The sequence below is a fragment of the Streptococcus sp. Marseille-P6264 genome (assembly GCF_902460355.1).
Lineage (GTDB): Bacteria > Bacillota > Bacilli > Lactobacillales > Streptococcaceae > Streptococcus.
Genome location: NZ_CABPTO010000001.1, coordinates 213,916 through 230,947 on the forward strand (window position 1 = coordinate 213,916; position 17,032 = coordinate 230,947).

A 17,032-nucleotide genomic window follows, 5' to 3' on the forward strand; every position below is an offset into this window, starting at 1 on the left:
TTTATTTTTGTTTTATCAATCAGCGTATCTATGCGATATGCTGATTTTTCTTTGTGAAAAAATTTGAGCAAAAACTTTGACAGTGCTTACAATATTCGTTAGAATAGAAGGGAAATAAATAATTCTTATACCCTGTATCATTCGGAATTATAGGACAATTCGAGCGCGTGGGATATTCATGAAAGCTCAGTGCGACTTGGTCAGCTCCCAACAATTGTCTTAGTTCACGATTGAACAGCGTTTTAGAAAGGCAAAGAAATGGCAACTTTAGATAAATCTCTCTTATTAGAGATGTTCCGTAAGATGGAAGAGATCCGTCGCATGGACTTGAAAATTGCGCAACTTGTAAAAAAAGGAAAAGTTCCAGGCATGACTCACTTTTCAGTTGGTGAGGAAGCAGCAAACGTTGGTGCAATGTTAGCTTTGAATCCGGATGATTTAATCACTTCTAATCACCGTGGACACGGCCAAGCCATTGCCAAAGGCATTGACCTGAATGGTATGATGGCTGAAATCCTTGGTAAGTATAATGGTACTTGTAAAGGAAAAGGCGGCTCTATGCATATTGCCGATCTGGATGCTGGAAACCTTGGTGCCAATGGTATTGTAGGAGGCGGTATGGGAATCGCTGTCGGAGCAGCTCTGACCCAGCAAATGAAAAAGACAGGCAAGATTGTTGTCTGCTTCTTTGGTGACGGTGCGACCAACGAAGGTGTTTTCCATGAAGCAGTCAACATGGCTTCCATCTGGAATCTACCAGTTATTTTCTACTGTATCAATAACGGCTACGGTATTTCTGCTGACATCAAGAAAATGACCAATGTTGACCATATTCATCAGCGCAGCGCAGCTTATGGTATTCCAGGCATGTTCATCGAAGACGGAAATAATGTTCTCGATGTCTATGAAGGCTTCCAAAAGGCTGTCGAGCATGTTCGCAGTGGTAAGGGACCAGTTCTGATCGAAAGTGTAACCTATCGCTGGTTGGGACATTCATCTTCTGACCCTGGTAAATACCGTACTCGTGAAGAAGTTGACGAATGGAAGAAGAAAGATCCAATCGAAAATCTTCGTAAATACCTGCTGGAAAACAAGATTGCAAGCGAGGAAGAGCTAGAAGCTATCCAAGCTAGTGTCAAAGAGGCAGTAGAAGCATCTGTCAAGTTTGCAGAAGAAAGCCCATTCCCGCCGCTTGAATCTGCCTTTGAAGATATTTACGCAGACTAAAGAGAGGAGAAAAAGAAAATGGAAACTAAAACTATGTCTTTTCGTGACACCATTATCCTCGCTATGTCTGAGGAAATGCGTCGCGATGAAAATGTACTCTTGATGGGAGAAGATGTCGGAGTCTTCGGTGGAGATTTCGGAACATCTGTTGGTATGCTGGAAGAATTTGGACCTGAGCGTGTACGTGACTGTCCGATTTCAGAAGCAGCGATTTCTGGAGCGGCAGCAGGAGCAGCTATGACAGGACTCCGTCCCATCGTGGATATGACCTTCATGGACTTTGCTGTGATTGCCATGGATAATATCGTCAACCAAGCGGCTAAAACACGTTATATGTTTGGTGGTAAAGGACAAGTTCCGATGACCATTCGCTGTGCAGCTGGTAATGGAGTGGGTTCCGCAGCGCAGCACTCACAATCTCTAGAGTCTTGGTTTACGCATATCCCTGGACTTAAGGTTGTGGCACCAGGTACACCTGCGGATATGAAAGGACTGCTCAAGTCTTCTATCCGCGATAACAACCCAGTCATCATTCTTGAGTACAAGTCAGAATTTAACCAAAAAGGGGAGGTGCCGGTTGATCCGGACTACACGATTCCGCTTGGCGTTGGCGAAATCAAAAAAGAAGGTACTGATGTAACAGTTGTTACCTACGGAAAAATGCTGCGCCGTGTCATGCAGGCGGCTGAAGAATTGGCAGAAGAAGGTATCTCTGTAGAAGTCGTTGACCCACGTACATTGGTGCCGCTTGATAAGGATATTATCATCAATTCTGTTAAGAAGACTGGTAAGGTTGTTCTGGTAAATGATGCCCACAAAACTAGCGGTTTTATTGGTGAAATTTCAGCGATTATTGCTGAATCTGAAGCATTTGACTATCTAGATGCACCAATCCGCCGTTGTGCAGGTGAAGATGTGCCAATGCCTTATGCACAAAACTTGGAAAACGCGATGATTCCGACTGTTGAAAGCATCAAAGACGCTATTCGGAAGACATATCATAAAGAATAAGGTATAATAAAGAAAAGGCTTTCTCATGGATTAGATTACATAGATTATTTTATGTAATCTAATCTTGTGTAGAGGGTCAAAGATGTTAAAACTTTCGTGATGGCTGATAGTCGTTACAAATAGCATTAAAATAACTTGTAGGGTTACGACTGGAAGGAATTGAAACTATTTTTTCTTTGCAGTCAGTGCCCTTAGTATCATAATTAGAATTGGAGAGGTCATGGCTGATGATAAGCTAAGAGCGACTCCTGCTGCTAGAAAGTTAGCGGATGATTTGGGAATCAACCTCTATGATGTTTCTGGCTCAGGCGCAAACGGTCGTGTCCACAAAGAAGACGTGGAAATTTATAAAGATACAAATGTGGTGCGGATTTCGCCACTGGCAAAACGAATTGCCCAAGAACATAATATCGCTTGGCAAGAAATTCAAGGAACTGGCCATCGTGGCAAGATTATGAAAAAAGATGTCCTTGCCTTTCTGCCTGAAAATATTGAGTCGGATACGATTAAGTCTCCTGCTCAAATCGAGAAAGTGGAAGAAGTTCCAGACAACATCACTCCTTACGGTGAAATTGAGCGTATTCCAATGACGCCAATGCGGAAGGTTATCGCACAACGGATGGTTGAATCTTACCTAACTGCGCCAACCTTTACCCTCAACTATGATGTTGACATGACAGAAATGTTGGCTCTGCGTAAAAAAGTTCTAGAGCCAATCCTAGAAGCAACTGGCAAGAAAGTAACTGTGACAGACCTGCTTTCGCTTGCTGTTGTCAAGACATTGATGAAGCACCCTTATCTCAACGCTTCATTGACGGACGAAGGTAAGACGATCATCACTCACAATTATGTGAATTTGGCTATGGCAGTCGGTATGGACAATGGCCTGATGACACCAGTCGTCTACAACGCAGAAAAAATGAGCTTGTCAGAGTTAGTTGTCGCCTTTAAAGACGTTATCGGACGTACTTTGGATGGTAAGTTGGCACCGAGCGAACTGCAAAACTCAACCTTCACGATTAGTAACTTGGGAATGTTTGGTGTACAGTCTTTTGGACCAATCATCAACCAACCAAACTCTGCTATCTTGGGTGTCAGCTCAACAGTTGAAAAACCTGTCGTTGTGAATGGAGAAATCGTTATCCGTCCAATTATGAGCTTGGGCTTGACCATTGACCACCGTGTAGTTGATGGAATGGCAGGAGCTAAGTTCATGAAGGACTTGAAGGCTCTGATTGAAGACCCAATTTCAATGTTGGTATAAGATTTTCTTTGCTAGTCTGAAAAGCAAAGAAGCGCTCAGCAAATGAAGAACTAATTAGAAAAGGAAATAAAAATGGCTTTAGAAGTAATTATGCCAAAAGCCGGCGTGGATATGACCGAAGGACAAATTGTTCAATGGAATAAAAAAGTCGGCGAATTTGTCAAAGAAGGGGAAATCCTTTTGGAAATCATGACTGACAAGGTCAGCATGGAATTGGAAGCAGAAGAAGATGGCTACTTGATTGCCATTCTCAAGGGTGATGGCGAAACTGTCCCTGTAACGGAAGTTATCGGTTACCTTGGTGAAGAAGGCGAAAATATCCCAACAGCAGGAGCAGCAGCGCCAGCAGCTAGCCCTGCACCTGCAGCAAGTGCATCAAATGATGATGGTAAGAGCGATGACGCTTACGATATCGTTGTTATCGGCGGTGGTCCTGCTGGATACGTAGCTGCCATCAAAGCGGCTCAACTTGGTGGCAAGATTGCCTTGGTTGAAAAGTCTGAACTCGGCGGAACTTGCTTGAACCGTGGCTGTATCCCAACTAAGACTTATCTCCACAATGCTGAAATTATCGAAAACATCGGTCATGCAGCAAATCGTGGTATTGTCATTGAAAATCCAAACTTTACAGTTGATATGGACAATCTCCTAGCAACCAAGTCTAAAGTTGTCAATACCTTGGTGGGTGGTGTTGCTGGCCTTCTCCGCAGCTATGGCGTAGATGTTCATAAGGGTATTGGTACCATTACTAAAGACAAGAATGTTTTGGTTAATGGTTCAGAATTGCTTGAAACCAAGAAGATCATCCTTGCTGGTGGTTCAAAAGTCAGCAAGATTAACGTTCCTGGTATGGAATCATCTCTTGTTATGACCAGTGATGATATTCTGGAAATGAACGAAGTGCCAGAAAGCCTCGTGATCATCGGTGGTGGAGTTGTTGGTATTGAGCTTGGTCAAGCCTTCATGACCTTTGGTTCAAAAGTTACGGTTGTTGAAATGATGGATCGTATCGTTCCAGCCATGGATGCGGAAGTTTCTAAGAACCTTCGTCTCATCTTGGAGCGCAAGGGTATGACAATTCTGACTGAAACTAAGTTGGAAGAAATCATCGAAGAAAACGGCAAACTTCGTATCAAGGTTGAAGGAAAAGAAGATATCCTCGCAGATAAAGCTCTGCTTTCTATCGGACGTGTGCCAGATCTAGAGGGTATTGGCGATGTCGAGTTCGAATTGGATCGTGGCCGTATCAAGGTCAACGAGTACATGGAAACTTCTGTTCCAGGTATTTACGCACCGGGCGATATCAACGGTACCAAGATGTTGGCCCACGCAGCCTTCCGTATGGGTGAAGTTGCTGCTGAAAATGCCCTTAAAGGAAACCATGTTGTAGCGAAACTTAACTTGACTCCTGCAGCCATTTACACTCTTCCTGAAGTAGCAGCAGTTGGTTTAACAGAAGAGCAAGCTCGTGAGAAATACGATGTTGCTATCGGTAAATTCAACTTTGCGGCTAACGGACGTGCCATTGCTTCTGATGCGGCCCAAGGATTCGTTAAAGTCATCGCTGATAAGAAATACGGAGAAATCCTCGGTGTTCACATCATTGGTCCTGCAGCTGCAGAATTGATCAACGAAGCATCAAGTATCATCGAAATGGAAATCACTGTTGAAGAAATGCTCAAGACCATCCACGGACACCCAACATACTCTGAAGTTATGTACGAAGCATTTGCAGATGTTCTAGGAATGGCCATCCATTCACCTAAGAAAAAATAAAGGATGTCTCGTCAATGAAATATATCATTAACAATAGCAATGATACTGCCTTTAATATCGCTCTCGAGGAGTATGCTTTTAAGCATCTCCTTGATGAGGATCAAATTTTCCTGCTCTGGATCAATAAGCCATCAATTATTGTCGGGCGCCATCAAAACACCATCCAAGAAATCAACCGCGACTATGTACGGGAACATGGTATCGAAGTTGTGCGCCGCATTAGCGGTGGTGGAGCTGTCTACCACGATCTTAACAACCTCAACTACACGATTATTTCCAAAGAAGATGAGAATAAAGCCTTTGACTTCAAGAGCTTCTCAACGCCAGTAATCAATACCTTGGCTCAACTTGGTGTAAAGGCTGAATTCACTGGGCGGAATGACTTGGAAATTGATGGCAAGAAATTCTGTGGCAATGCCCAAGCCTACATTAATGGCCGTATCATGCACCATGGCTGTCTGCTATTTGATGTGGATTTGTCAGTCTTGGCCAATGCTCTTAAGGTTTCTAAGGATAAGTTTGAATCCAAGGGAGTTCAATCTGTCCGTGCTCGTGTGACCAATATTGTGGACGAGCTACCAGAGAAAATCACTGTTGAAGAGTTTAAAGATCTTCTCCTGGCTTATATGAAAAAAGAATACCCTGAGATGACAGAATACGTCTTCTCAGAAGAAGAATTAGCTGAAATCAATCGTATCAAGGATACTAAATTTGGTACTTGGGACTGGAATTACGGTAAATCACCTGAGTTTAACGTCCGTCGTGGAACAAAATTCCCTAGTGGTAAGGTCGAAGTTTTTGCCAATGTTATCGAGTCTAAAATCCAAGACATCAAGATTTATGGTGACTTCTTTGGTATCGAAGACGTCGCAGCAGTAGAAGATGTCCTTCGCGGTGTTCGCTATGAACGTGAGGATGTCCTCAAAGCACTGGAAACAATAGATATTACCCGCTATTTTGCTGGTATCAGTCGTGAAGAAATCGCTGAAGCAGTAGTAGGATAAAAACATGAGAGATTCGCTTTTGCGGATCTCTTTTTTGGACTCAGTTTTACCTATAAATAGTTTCTAATATATTACTTTTATGGTATTATATAGATGGATAAAGTCGTTTGAAAAACTAGAAGTATCTCTCTTCAATCTCTCTTTAGAAAGTGTGAGCTTATGAAACGAGTCTTTATTATCTTTTCTAATCTTTTTGTCACCAGCTTTCTTCTTTGGATTGCCTTTATTTCACCAAATACGCTCATCTACCGAAGCCTCCCTGTAGTAGGAGTTCTTAAACAAGAAAGAACTGTCACCTATGAGGAGCTTTCAGCCAATTTAGATCAGTTAGCAAGGGAAAGCAATAGTGTAATCGCTCGCCAGATTCAACAAACGGATTCGCAAGGTCAGGTCAAGTTCTCCTACGATCTCTACGGAGAGGGAGAGATGCCAAAGGGCATCAAAAAAGCAGATAAAGAAGTCGCTTCTAAGAAAAGCTTACTTACCAATTACTATATACTCTCAGGGAAGTTACCACTCGAAAAGTTGGAACAAAAACTACACGAACTTGGTTTCTCAAAGACTTTCATGAATAAGCCTAATCTCTTGCAGAATTTTATGGCATTTTTTGGTTCCGGTTCCCAATCCTTAGCCTTGGTTATTTTTATTCTTAGCTTTAGTGCATTGGCCATTATTCAAAAAACACTTGAATTGAGGAGTGCAGGGATTCGTTACATTGCAGGGATGAGACGGTACCAACTCTTTGGACGTTCTCTCATGGAAGACAGCAGAGAGCTGCTTTTAGGATGTATTGGAGCCAGTGCCTTAGGATCCATTTTGATTTATTGTTTACAATTAACCCCCTTTGCCTATTCCTTCATCATTTCGAGTAGTATCATTTACAATATGCTCTTACTCATCGTATCAGCTCTCCTGTCCTTTATCTTTGCTTTCAGCATCCAGACGGTGCACTTGGTTAGCCTTTTAAAAGGGAAAATTCCAGTAAAAAGGATTTTAGTTTTTCTCTTTACATGTCAATTTCTTGCAATCACTGTCATTGGTCTCTCAATTCATCGTGTCAGCATCTATGGCTCTATCTGGCAGACTTATCAAGAGGGAAGTTTGGCTTGGTCTAAAGAGACAAATTGGATACAAATTAGTTTGAATCGGGAAAATGTTTTACAAACGACAAACAAAGAAATGCAAATTGAACAAATAGCTAAATGGTCTAAACTGATCGAGTCTGGCATTGAAAAAGGTGGACTTTTGGTCCATCATCAGCTTGCCGCATTTAATTCAAAAGGCTTCATGAACGATCATAGAACAGGGAGAGAGCTTTCGATCACAGATTACGATCCTCTTGCCAACACCCTGTATGTAACACCAAATTACCTTGATATCCAAAGGATCTTAGTTTCCCCTGAGGAAAAAGAGCGCTTGAATCACTTGCAAGCTGGAGAATTTGGACTCTTGCTTCCTGAAAAGTTGAAAGGGCAAGAAGAGGAGTTGAAAAAACGCTATGAAGATTATCTGACTCCTAGTGATGAACAAGGAAAGAGTCAGTTGCCTATGAAAGCACGGGTGACCTATCTTCCTAACAACCAAAAACGATTTATCTATAATAATACACCGATGATCTATCAGCAATTCTTGACAGACCCGATTTTGGTTGTTGTTCTACCTAGAAGCTTTGGTGGCTACGATAATCCTTATTTTTCTCATCTTAATTCTTATCTCTACTTTGATGGTCTGGAAAAAAGCAAGAAACTAGTAGTTGAGAATGGGCTTGAAAAAAATGTTAGTCAATATGACTATGCGGCGTCTGTATACCAGCAGATGACCCAATCCATTCAATTAGAGAATCTCATTACCATTGCAGGAGGAATCTTTGCAATAGCTACTTCCATTCTACTCTTTAACACCATGAATTTCCTCTATTTTGAAGAGTTTAGAAGACCGATCTTTCTGAAGAAAATTGCGGGCATGGACTTTTTGAAAATTCACAAAAGTATGCTCGTATCAGAGATTACCATGCTGCTATTAGGTAGTGTCCTGATTTTCTTTCTCACACAGGAATGGTGGATTGCTCTCGTCACGTTTTTATTATTTACGATTAATGCATGGCTGATTCTCCTTTACCGCTCGCATAAAGAGGAGCATTTCTTGCCCATTATTCTGAAAGGAGCCTAATATGATAAAAATAGAACACCTGTCAAAATCATTTGGAGAACGGACTGTCTTTCAGGATATCAATCTGCAATTTGCATCAGGAAAAGTCTATGCCCTAATCGGAAATAGCGGTTGTGGCAAAACAACCTTACTCAATATTCTGGCTAAGCTGGAACCTTATGATAAGGGAAGCATCAGCTACCGAGGGCAAGAGCTTAAGCAAATCAAATCTCATCATTTTTTCAAAAATGAATTAGGCTATCTCTTTCAAAATTTTGGTCTTCTTGAAAACGAGATCATAGCTGCAAATTTAGAACTTGGATTGATTGGTCAAAAATGGACTAAACAAGAGAAGAAGAAGCGAGAAGAAGAAGTCTTAGAAAAGGTGGGATTGAATTATCTCACTCTTGATCAAAAAATCTACGAATTATCAGGCGGAGAAGCACAGCGTGTCGCCTTGGCCAAAGTCATCCTCAAGGATCCTCCTTTGATTTTGGCAGATGAACTGACTGCAGCACTCGATCCAGAAACTTCACAAGAAATTATGAACTTGCTTTTATCATTGAAAAAGCCGGACCGCTTGATAATTCTTGCAACTCATAATCCAGTGATTTGGGAAAAGGCCGATGAAGTGATTCGGTTAAACACTATTTAAGTTAAGTAGAAATGCTCTATGATTTTTTGTTCATAGAGCATTTACTATTGCATGTGTCATAATTTTAGTTCTGTAAACTATAGTTTATCCAAAGCATTCTTTTGTTCATCATTGACAATGTGGGTGTAGAGGTCAGTAACTTGTGTACTAGCATGCCCCAGCTGGTGACTGACGAGAACTTGAGATTTGGTTGCATCGTATAAACGTGTAGCAAGTGTATGGCGGAGTTTGTGAGGCGTCACCCGCACCTTGAAGTCCTCAGAATACTTGGCTACCATTTTTTCGACACTGGAAGCATCAATTCGATTCGGAGTGCCACGGTATTCCGTCAAAAAGAAGGCTGTATCCGTCTTTTCGGCCTTGTATCGCTTACTCCGAATGCTCAAATACTCTTCTAAATAGGGCTTGGCAAAAGCAGCGACATTGACAGAGTCCCTTTTCCCGCCTTTTCTAGTTACTTCAATAACCATCATCTTGAGATTGATGTCTTTTAGGTCCAGATTGACGGCTTCAGACAGACGAACACCAGAGGCTAGCAGCAAGGCAATGATGGCTAGATCTCGTTCCTTGTTCTTGTTAAAAGAGGACAGGGCGCGATTAGAGAGCTTCTTAGGGTACTCTGTATCAATATACTGGAGGAATTCTTCTGTCTCATCCCCTAAAAAGAGCTTCTGCTTAATATTCTCTGCACGAGCGGCCAGAGTTTCCTTTTTCTTCTTGGTAGCAACCTTTTTCATCACATTTCGATAGAAGTAGGGCTCACCCTGTTCGTTTTCAACTTCCTCAGTCAAATATTTGTAGAGGCTGGACAAAGCTGACAGAGTCCGGTTGATGGTTGTCTGGGAAACACCATTTTGGGTCGTATTTGCATTGAGAAGTGGGCGCTCCCGTAAGTATAGAATAAAGGCCTCCATGTCTTTCTTAGTCATATTTTCCAAGACCGAGAGAGGAATCCCAGCAATTTCTGAAGCGTCAGATATACCAGAGTCTAAAACCCAGCGAAAAAATCGATCGTATTCTTTAAGATATTCATACAAGGTCGTAAAACTATAAGGTACCGCCAGCTTGGACTGATAGTATTCTAGAACGTACCAGGGCATGATTTGCTTCAGCTTATCAATTCGTTCCAATAAAATCTCGCGTTTCATTCCATCTTCCTCATAATTTTCTATAAAAGAAGTATAGCATATCTAGATATATTTTTCAAGAAAATTATAGTTTTTCGGAAAGATGGTAGGAGAAATTAAGCAATCTGACTTTACTACAAAATAGTAACCAAAATTTTTTCAAACTAAACTTAATCCCGATAATGTACTTTATTTAAGTGAAAACTGGAAATTTTAAAAGCTATTTACGGAATGACTTTCACCAATTACAACGATTTTAAAAAAGTTATCAATAACATAAATCATTATCGTCAAAGACGTAATAATGCTAAAAAAGCTAAAACTTCTTTACGTAAATTTGATTATGATAATTTAAAATATTATATCAGGATATAATTGCTAATGTAAATATCAAAACAAGAGAACCTCAAACTAAGAACGTTGATGAGTTTGTTTAAAAAGAAACTAGGTAACTTGTCCAAAGTGCTACGATGTTTCCTGTCGTTCGTATTCTATTTTTGATACTGATAAATCGGAATTTCTAGCTTACTTCAGTTCCTTTTGCATCACAACTCCTGTATAACGTTCCTGCACCATCTCAATTCCTGTTGGTATAAAACCATTCTTTTTCCAAAATGCTTCACTTTGAGGATTTCCTTTCACAAATCCTAGACGAATGTAGTGATATCCATTCTTCCTAAAAAATTCTTCTAATTCCTTTACCAGTTTACTTCCAATTCCTTTTTGCTGATATTCTATCGCCATCATAAAGAACCCTACAAAGACAGTCTGTTCATTGGGATATTTCACAATTAAATCCGCAACTGCAACTAAATGATTTTGCTTAAAATATCCCACATAATACTTTTCTTTTTTTGTGGTTCTTGGTGGAAGTGCACTCATATCCTGAATAATAGATTCTTTCGTTACAGCAGGAGGACAATATTCAAAATACATAGGTTTTCCAAGTGACAACTGATATAGTATGTCGACATCATCTTCCGTTAGTTTGCGTACTTCATATTCGCTTGATAATTCACTTATGTTCATACTATTAAATTCCTCTCTTACAAAACACAATTTGTCGCTCACAAGCAAAAAATATTATATTTTGATTAATAAATGTTGCCAGATGTGAAACACCTAACGTTTCAATTTGTCTATTATTTGCCAAAATTTCACCTCATAACATAAGACTATGTGCCATATATTATAACATTAAAAAGGGATAATTATCCAGCATACAACTACTACTATTCAGCTTAATCCACACATTATCATCTTAATAAATATACAATTGAATCTACTATTTCAATTGTATATTCTACCTCGTTTTGTACAATTAAATTTCTTCGATTTCATTTTCCATTTAATTATTAAAAGTATGTAATTTTTTAAAAGACATGAGTCTATCCCAACAAAAACTCCCTAATCAAATCAACTACCTGTTCATTTTGTGGTAGGGATGAATGATGAGCAGACTTGCCTGTGATGACGACTTCTCTATACGAAGCGATCTTTCCTTTGTAAATCAGGCGTCCGGCCTCTACACTGCTTCTATGGACAATTCCGTCACCGTCTCGGAAAAATATTCCTAAAATCGATAAATGCTGAAGCTTCTTAGGCAGTTTTCCCTGATTAGCTACAAATTCATCTAGCATTGGGACTCGATGATTAAGATTTTTCTTGTTCAGATTGTAAGGACTGCCAATAGTCAGGAGCTTTTCCATCTCCAACCCAGAATAGTTTGCCAGATATTGCTGCAGGAAAGCTGTGTATACTAGGCCTCCGTTAGAATGTCCCAGCCCTTTAAAGCTAGTAAAAGAGTACTTATCTCGCAAAACAGTTATGGCAGCGTTGAACATAGCAGCCTGCTTCTTGATATTTTTATAACCATCGCGATTATTCTGAAAACCTACCACAAAAATGGGATTTCTATCCTTGCGCTTCAAATGCCCACGATAAGTCATGCGGCCGTCATTCCAGACTTTGATACGAACGAGACTATGGTGAGGATGCTGGCCGTGATTGAGCTTTCTAACCATTTTGTTAAAACGATTCTCTGTTGCTGAACTGCCCGGAATCATGATAATTGGCTGAATATCAACTTTGCTAAAGGGCAGATGGCTGATGGGATGGGAAGTGAGCTTCGCTTGTATGTCGTTATAAAGCCGAATTAGGTACTTAATAAACTTTTTCATTTCTTTTTTCCTAAGTGTACAAAACAAGCTACATAAACCAAATTATGTAACTTGTTTGCGATTACTTCCGTTTTTTCTTGTTTTTCTTCATTTGCTTGGCCATTTTATTCATGCTGCGGCGCATGAGGAATTCTCCTGCTTTACCTTTTAGGCCACCGCCGAAAAGTTGACTCATATCTGGCATTCCTGCTCCGCCTAGGGCAGATAAATCAGGCATGCCTCCTTGGCCCATCATGCCTTCTAAAGCCGACATATCAGGCATGCCGCCCGGCATATTTTTAGGAAGATTGTTAGGATTGAGCCCCATCTGTTTCATCATTTTGTTCATATCTCCAGATAAGACGCCCTGCATCATTTGTTTAGCTTGGTTAAAGTCCTTGATAAACTTGTTGACTTCGACAAAGCTATTACCAGACCCAGCTGCAATCCGACGGCGACGGCTTGGGTTAAGCAGGTCTGGATTTTCCCGCTCGGCTGGTGTCATAGAGGATACGATGGCACGTTTACGGGCAATTTCTTTTTCATCTACTTTGATATTTTTGAGAGCAGGATTATTGGCCATACCTGGCAGCATCTTGAGCAATTCTTCCATAGGACCCATGTTCTGCACTTGGTCCAGCTGGTCGATGAAATCGTTGAAATCAAAGGTGTTTTCCCGCATTTTTTCAGCCATTTCAAGAGATTTCTTCTCATCGTACTCTTGAGCGGCCTTTTCAATCAGGGTCAGCATATCCCCCATACCGAGGATACGGCCAGACATACGGTCTGGGTGGAAGGTTTCGATATCAGTAATCTTTTCACCGGTACCAGTAAACTTGATTGGTTTGCCAGTAATCTGACGGACTGACAGAGCTGCACCACCACGGGTATCCCCATCAATCTTGGTCAGGATAACCCCAGTCACTTCGAGTTGATTGTTAAATTCACGGGCTACGTTTGCTGCTTCCTGACCGATCATGGCATCGACTACCAGCAGAATTTCATTTGGCTGTGCTAATGCCTTGACATCAGCTAGCTCCTGCATGAGCTTTTCATCAATTTGTAGGCGACCAGCCGTATCAATCAGGACATAGTCGTTGTGGTTAGCCTTGGCTTGCTCCAAACCTTGACGGACAATCTCTACTGCTGGAAACTCGGTACCCAAGGCAAAGACTGGCACATCAATCTGTTGCCCTAGTGTTTTCAGCTGATCAATAGCCGCTGGACGGTAGATATCCGCCGCAATCATCAAAGGACGGGCGTTTTCTTCTTTCTTGAGTTTATTGGCCAATTTACCCGCAAAGGTCGTCTTACCAGCCCCTTGCAAACCTACCATCATGATAACAGTCGGAATCTTTGGTGACTTGATAATCTCGGCAGTATCAGAACCTAGAATGGCTGTTAGCTCTTCATCTACGATTTTAATGATTTGTTGAGCTGGATTGAGCGTGTCAATAACTTCGTGTCCAATAGCTCGCTCACGAATCTTTTTAATAAAGTCTTTAACAACAGGCAGGGCAACGTCAGCCTCCAAGAGAGCAAGGCGGATCTCCTTGGTCGCTTCCTGGATATCACTCTCAGAAATTTTGCCCTTTCTGCGTAGGTTTTTAAAGACGTTCTGTAAGCGTTCAGTTAAATTTTCAAAAGCCATAAATATTTCTCCTCTTAATTATCAAATGATGGAAATGGACAGGTTTCTAGCCGTTTTATTCTCGGTTATCAATGCTGGACAAAACCGCAAGTTGCTCCTGCAAATAGGGATCATCAGGGTATTTCTCCATAATCTGATCGAAAATCTGACTTCTGACGATATAGTCAGAGTACATGTGTAGTTTCATTTCGTAGTCTTCCAGAATTTTCTCTGTCCGCTTGATATTGTCATAGACAGCTTGGCGGCTTACATTAAACTCTTCGGCAATTTCAGCAAGGCTGTAATCATCTGCATAGTAGAGCTCAATATAGTTCATCTGCTTGTCGGTCAGCAAAGCCGCATAAAACTCAAACAGAGCGTTCATTCGATTTGTTTTTTCAATTTCCATAAAGAATATTATACCAAATAATCCCTTTAAACTCCACTCTTTCGGTATGTTTGAAAATAGAGAATTATAAAAAAACTGCCGATCGACAGTTTTTATAACATAATTTAAGTTATGTAATTATTTGTTTTCTAAATAAAATTCAAAGCGTTCGCCGACATACTGGCTTTTTACGTACTCAAAGGCCGTTCCATCATCAAAATAAGAAACTTGTGTCAAGCCTAAAATGGCATGACCACGGGGAATTCCTAGGTATTTAGCGATTTTCTCCTTGGCCAAACGGGCGTAAATGGTCTGTTGGGACTTGCCAATTTTATACCCATGCTCCTGTAGAGTTTGAAAGAAATGGCTGGTCACTTCTTCTTTTTTGAAATTCTTTATAAATTTCTCTGGAATCGAGGCAACTTCATAGACTACGGGGATATCGTCAGCGTAGCGAACCCGTTCCATGCGGATGATGTTCTCTGTCTTATGGATGCCCAACTTCTCGACTTCTCGCTCGCTAGGTAGCGTCCGACGGTAAGAAATCAGCTGGCTGGACGGTACTTTCCCTTGAGACTTCATAATTTCTGTAAAACTAGTTGTTCCACGCATTTTTTCCTGAACGCGTGTACTTGCGACATAAGTCCCGCTGCCGACTCGACGCTCAAGAACTCCCTCTTCGACCAAGAGAGTGATCGCTTGGCGTAGGGTCATTCTGCTGACCTCGAAAGTTTCAGCAAGATCACGTTCGCTTGGCAAACGCTCGCCAATCTCCCAAATACCCTCGTCAATATCTTTTTTTATTTGATCATGTATTTTCACATAAGCAGGTAACATCCATGGTCCTCTTTTCTGATTTTAAGCAGCTTTTTTATACATTTATTGTATTATCAATTAGTTTAAATGTCAAACTAAATATCAATCAATGTGGGGAAATCTTATTTTATTATCAATTTTCAGAGCAAATGCCCTTACTTTCAGTTATTTTTACTTGCAGCTAGTCTTATTACCTTGGAAAAATTCGATTTTTGTGATAAAATGAGGGGAAAAGATTACTTCTTTTAAGAAAGGGAAAAGATGACAACTACAACTGAATTGCAAGATGTTGAAAAAATCATCGTGCTTGATTACGGCAGCCAGTACAACCAGCTGATTTCACGCCGTATCCGTGAAATTGGTGTATTTTCTGAACTCAAGAGCCACAAGATCACAGCGGATGAAGTTCGTGCTATCCGTCCTGTCGGGATTATCCTTTCAGGTGGACCTAACTCAGTTTATGAAGAAGATTCATTTGATATTGACCCAGAGATTTTTGAGTTGGGGATCCCAATTTTGGGGATTTGCTATGGTATGCAGCTTTTGACTCATAAATTGGGCGGGAAGGTGGTGCCAGCAGGTGATGCCGGTAATCGTGAATATGGACAATCAAAACTAACACGTACTACTTCTCCTCTCTTTGAAAGCACACCAGAAGAGCAGCTTGTCCTGATGAGCCACGGTGATGCGGTGACAGAGATTCCTGCAGACTTTGTCCGCACTGGTACATCTGCAGACTGTCCTTTTGCATCTATTGAAAATCCTGACAAGAAAATCTACGGAATTCAATTCCACCCTGAGGTTCGTCATTCTGAGTACGGTTACGATATTCTGCGCAATTTTGCTCTCAATATCTGTGGCGCTAAGGGCGACTGGTCTATGGATAACTTCATCGATATGCAGATTCAAAAAATCCGTAAAACAGTCGGTGACAAGCGTGTCCTGCTCGGTCTATCAGGTGGTGTTGACTCTTCTGTCGTAGGTGTCCTCTTGCAGAAAGCTATCGGCGATCAATTGATCTGTATCTTTGTAGATCACGGTCTTTTGCGTAAAGGCGAAGCTGATCAAGTTATGGAGATGCTAGGTGGCAAGTTTGGTCTTAATATCGTCAAAGCGGACGCAGCTAAGCGTTTCCTTGACAAACTTGCTGGCGTATCTGATCCAGAGCAAAAACGTAAAATCATTGGAAACGAGTTTGTTTATGTCTTTGACGATGAAGCTAGCAAGCTGAAAGATGTGAAATTCTTGGCTCAAGGTACACTTTATACTGACGTTATCGAATCTGGTACTGACACTGCTCAAACTATCAAGTCTCACCACAATGTTGGTGGTCTGCCAGAAGATATGCAGTTTGAGTTGATTGAACCTCTAAATACACTTTACAAGGATGAAGTGCGCGCTTTGGGTACAGAGCTTGGTATGCCTGATGAAATTGTCTGGCGCCAACCATTCCCAGGTCCTGGGCTTGCTATCCGTGTCATGGGTGAAATCACTGAGGAAAAATTAGAAACTGTCCGCGAATCGGACGCTATCCTCCGCGAAGAAATCGCCAAGGCTGGTCTTGACCGAGACATCTGGCAATACTTCACTGTCAATACAGGCGTTCGTTCAGTAGGTGTTATGGGCGACGGTCGGACTTACGACTACACAATTGCCATTCGCGCTATTACTTCTATCGATGGTATGACAGCTGACTTTGCCAAGATCCCTTGGGAAGTTCTGCAAAAGATCTCTGTCCGTATCGTCAACGAAGTAGATCACGTCAACCGTATCGTCTACGATATCACAAGTAAACCACCTGCAACTGTGGAGTGGGAATAAGAAATA

14 protein-coding genes are annotated in these 17,032 nt (G+C 41.2%); 8 read left to right on the top strand and 6 right to left on the bottom strand.

Translation table 11 applies throughout. The features are described from left to right. Positions 1 to 258 precede the first annotated feature (258 nt). The 7 genes from FZ941_RS01170 to FZ941_RS01200 all read left to right on the top strand — a co-directional run bounded on the left by FZ941_RS01170 (position 259) and on the right by FZ941_RS01200 (position 9,085). On the top strand, positions 259 to 1,227 hold the full coding sequence (locus FZ941_RS01170) for a thiamine pyrophosphate-dependent dehydrogenase E1 component subunit alpha (protein ID WP_148886531.1): 969 nt from the start codon (positions 259 to 261) through the stop codon (positions 1,225 to 1,227). 18 nt (positions 1,228 to 1,245) lie between these two features. Continuing rightward, entirely contained in the window at positions 1,246 to 2,238 is a 993-nt protein-coding gene (locus FZ941_RS01175) for an alpha-ketoacid dehydrogenase subunit beta (RefSeq protein ID WP_148886532.1), read from the top strand. Between the two features lie 220 nt (positions 2,239 to 2,458). Continuing rightward, on the top strand, positions 2,459 to 3,502 hold the full coding sequence (locus FZ941_RS01180) for a dihydrolipoamide acetyltransferase (RefSeq protein ID WP_148886533.1): 1,044 nt from the start codon (positions 2,459 to 2,461) through the stop codon (positions 3,500 to 3,502). A gap of 72 nt (positions 3,503 to 3,574) precedes the next feature. After that, positions 3,575 to 5,278: a dihydrolipoyl dehydrogenase gene (lpdA, locus tag FZ941_RS01185; RefSeq protein WP_148886534.1), complete on the top strand. Its 1,704-nt coding sequence runs from the start codon at positions 3,575 to 3,577 to the stop codon at positions 5,276 to 5,278. Positions 5,279 to 5,292: 14 nt separating this feature from the next. Next, positions 5,293 to 6,282 carry a lipoate--protein ligase gene (locus FZ941_RS01190; RefSeq protein WP_125372831.1) on the top strand — a complete coding sequence of 330 codons (990 nt, stop codon included), beginning with the start codon at positions 5,293 to 5,295 and terminating at the stop codon, positions 6,280 to 6,282. Positions 6,283 to 6,441: 159 nt separating this feature from the next. After that, positions 6,442 to 8,451, top strand: coding sequence for a DUF1430 domain-containing protein (locus FZ941_RS01195; RefSeq protein WP_148886535.1), 2,010 nt, complete (start codon positions 6,442 to 6,444; stop codon positions 8,449 to 8,451). A gap of 1 nt (position 8,452) precedes the next feature. Next, the gene (locus FZ941_RS01200) at positions 8,453 to 9,085 is read left to right on the top strand and encodes a putative bacteriocin export ABC transporter (RefSeq protein WP_148886536.1); all 633 of its coding nucleotides are present in this window, start codon (positions 8,453 to 8,455) and stop codon (positions 9,083 to 9,085) included. Positions 9,086 to 9,162: 77 nt separating this feature from the next. On the opposite strand, the gene xerS is transcribed toward FZ941_RS01200, so the two are convergent. From xerS to FZ941_RS01230, 6 genes are all read right to left on the bottom strand, one after another. Further along, complete coding sequence (xerS, locus tag FZ941_RS01205; protein ID WP_148886537.1) at positions 9,163 to 10,233, bottom strand: tyrosine recombinase XerS; 1,071 nt, start codon at positions 10,231 to 10,233, stop codon at positions 9,163 to 9,165. A gap of 504 nt (positions 10,234 to 10,737) precedes the next feature. Further along, positions 10,738 to 11,241, bottom strand: coding sequence for a GNAT family N-acetyltransferase (locus tag FZ941_RS01210; protein WP_148886538.1), 504 nt, complete (start codon positions 11,239 to 11,241; stop codon positions 10,738 to 10,740). A gap of 359 nt (positions 11,242 to 11,600) precedes the next feature. Further along, positions 11,601 to 12,392: an alpha/beta hydrolase gene (locus FZ941_RS01215; protein WP_148886539.1), complete on the bottom strand. Its 792-nt coding sequence runs from the start codon at positions 12,390 to 12,392 to the stop codon at positions 11,601 to 11,603. 61 nt (positions 12,393 to 12,453) lie between these two features. After that, positions 12,454 to 14,022, bottom strand: coding sequence for a signal recognition particle protein (gene ffh, locus FZ941_RS01220; protein WP_125446558.1), 1,569 nt, complete (start codon positions 14,020 to 14,022; stop codon positions 12,454 to 12,456). A gap of 55 nt (positions 14,023 to 14,077) precedes the next feature. Next, the gene (locus tag FZ941_RS01225) at positions 14,078 to 14,410 is read right to left on the bottom strand and encodes a putative DNA-binding protein (RefSeq protein WP_005590307.1); all 333 of its coding nucleotides are present in this window, start codon (positions 14,408 to 14,410) and stop codon (positions 14,078 to 14,080) included. Positions 14,411 to 14,527: 117 nt separating this feature from the next. Further along, complete coding sequence (locus tag FZ941_RS01230; RefSeq protein ID WP_148886540.1) at positions 14,528 to 15,226, bottom strand: GntR family transcriptional regulator; 699 nt, start codon at positions 15,224 to 15,226, stop codon at positions 14,528 to 14,530. Between the two features lie 240 nt (positions 15,227 to 15,466). Between FZ941_RS01230 and guaA the strand changes: the two genes are divergently transcribed. After that, a complete protein-coding gene (gene guaA, locus FZ941_RS01235; protein ID WP_148886541.1) occupies positions 15,467 to 17,026 on the top strand; it encodes a glutamine-hydrolyzing GMP synthase in 1,560 nt (519 codons plus the stop codon). Positions 17,027 to 17,032: the final 6 nt, after the last annotated feature.

Bases quoted from the DNA above. Each gene is read 5' to 3' on its own strand.
- FZ941_RS01170 (WP_148886531.1), top strand. From the start codon at position 259: ATGGCAACTTTAGATAAATCTCTCTTATTAGAGATGTTCCGTAAGATG.
- FZ941_RS01175 (WP_148886532.1), top strand. From the start codon at position 1,246: ATGGAAACTAAAACTATGTCTTTTCGTGACACCATTATCCTCGCTATG.
- FZ941_RS01180 (WP_148886533.1), top strand. From the start codon at position 2,459: ATGGCTGATGATAAGCTAAGAGCGACTCCTGCTGCTAGAAAGTTAGCG.
- lpdA (WP_148886534.1), top strand. From the start codon at position 3,575: ATGGCTTTAGAAGTAATTATGCCAAAAGCCGGCGTGGATATGACCGAA.
- FZ941_RS01190 (WP_125372831.1), top strand. From the start codon at position 5,293: ATGAAATATATCATTAACAATAGCAATGATACTGCCTTTAATATCGCT.
- FZ941_RS01195 (WP_148886535.1), top strand. From the start codon at position 6,442: ATGAAACGAGTCTTTATTATCTTTTCTAATCTTTTTGTCACCAGCTTT.
- FZ941_RS01200 (WP_148886536.1), top strand. From the start codon at position 8,453: ATGATAAAAATAGAACACCTGTCAAAATCATTTGGAGAACGGACTGTC.
- xerS (WP_148886537.1), bottom strand. From the start codon at position 10,233: ATGAAACGCGAGATTTTATTGGAACGAATTGATAAGCTGAAGCAAATC.
- FZ941_RS01210 (WP_148886538.1), bottom strand. From the start codon at position 11,241: ATGAACATAAGTGAATTATCAAGCGAATATGAAGTACGCAAACTAACG.
- FZ941_RS01215 (WP_148886539.1), bottom strand. From the start codon at position 12,392: ATGAAAAAGTTTATTAAGTACCTAATTCGGCTTTATAACGACATACAA.
- ffh (WP_125446558.1), bottom strand. From the start codon at position 14,022: ATGGCTTTTGAAAATTTAACTGAACGCTTACAGAACGTCTTTAAAAAC.
- FZ941_RS01225 (WP_005590307.1), bottom strand. From the start codon at position 14,410: ATGGAAATTGAAAAAACAAATCGAATGAACGCTCTGTTTGAGTTTTAT.
- FZ941_RS01230 (WP_148886540.1), bottom strand. From the start codon at position 15,226: ATGTTACCTGCTTATGTGAAAATACATGATCAAATAAAAAAAGATATT.
- guaA (WP_148886541.1), top strand. From the start codon at position 15,467: ATGACAACTACAACTGAATTGCAAGATGTTGAAAAAATCATCGTGCTT.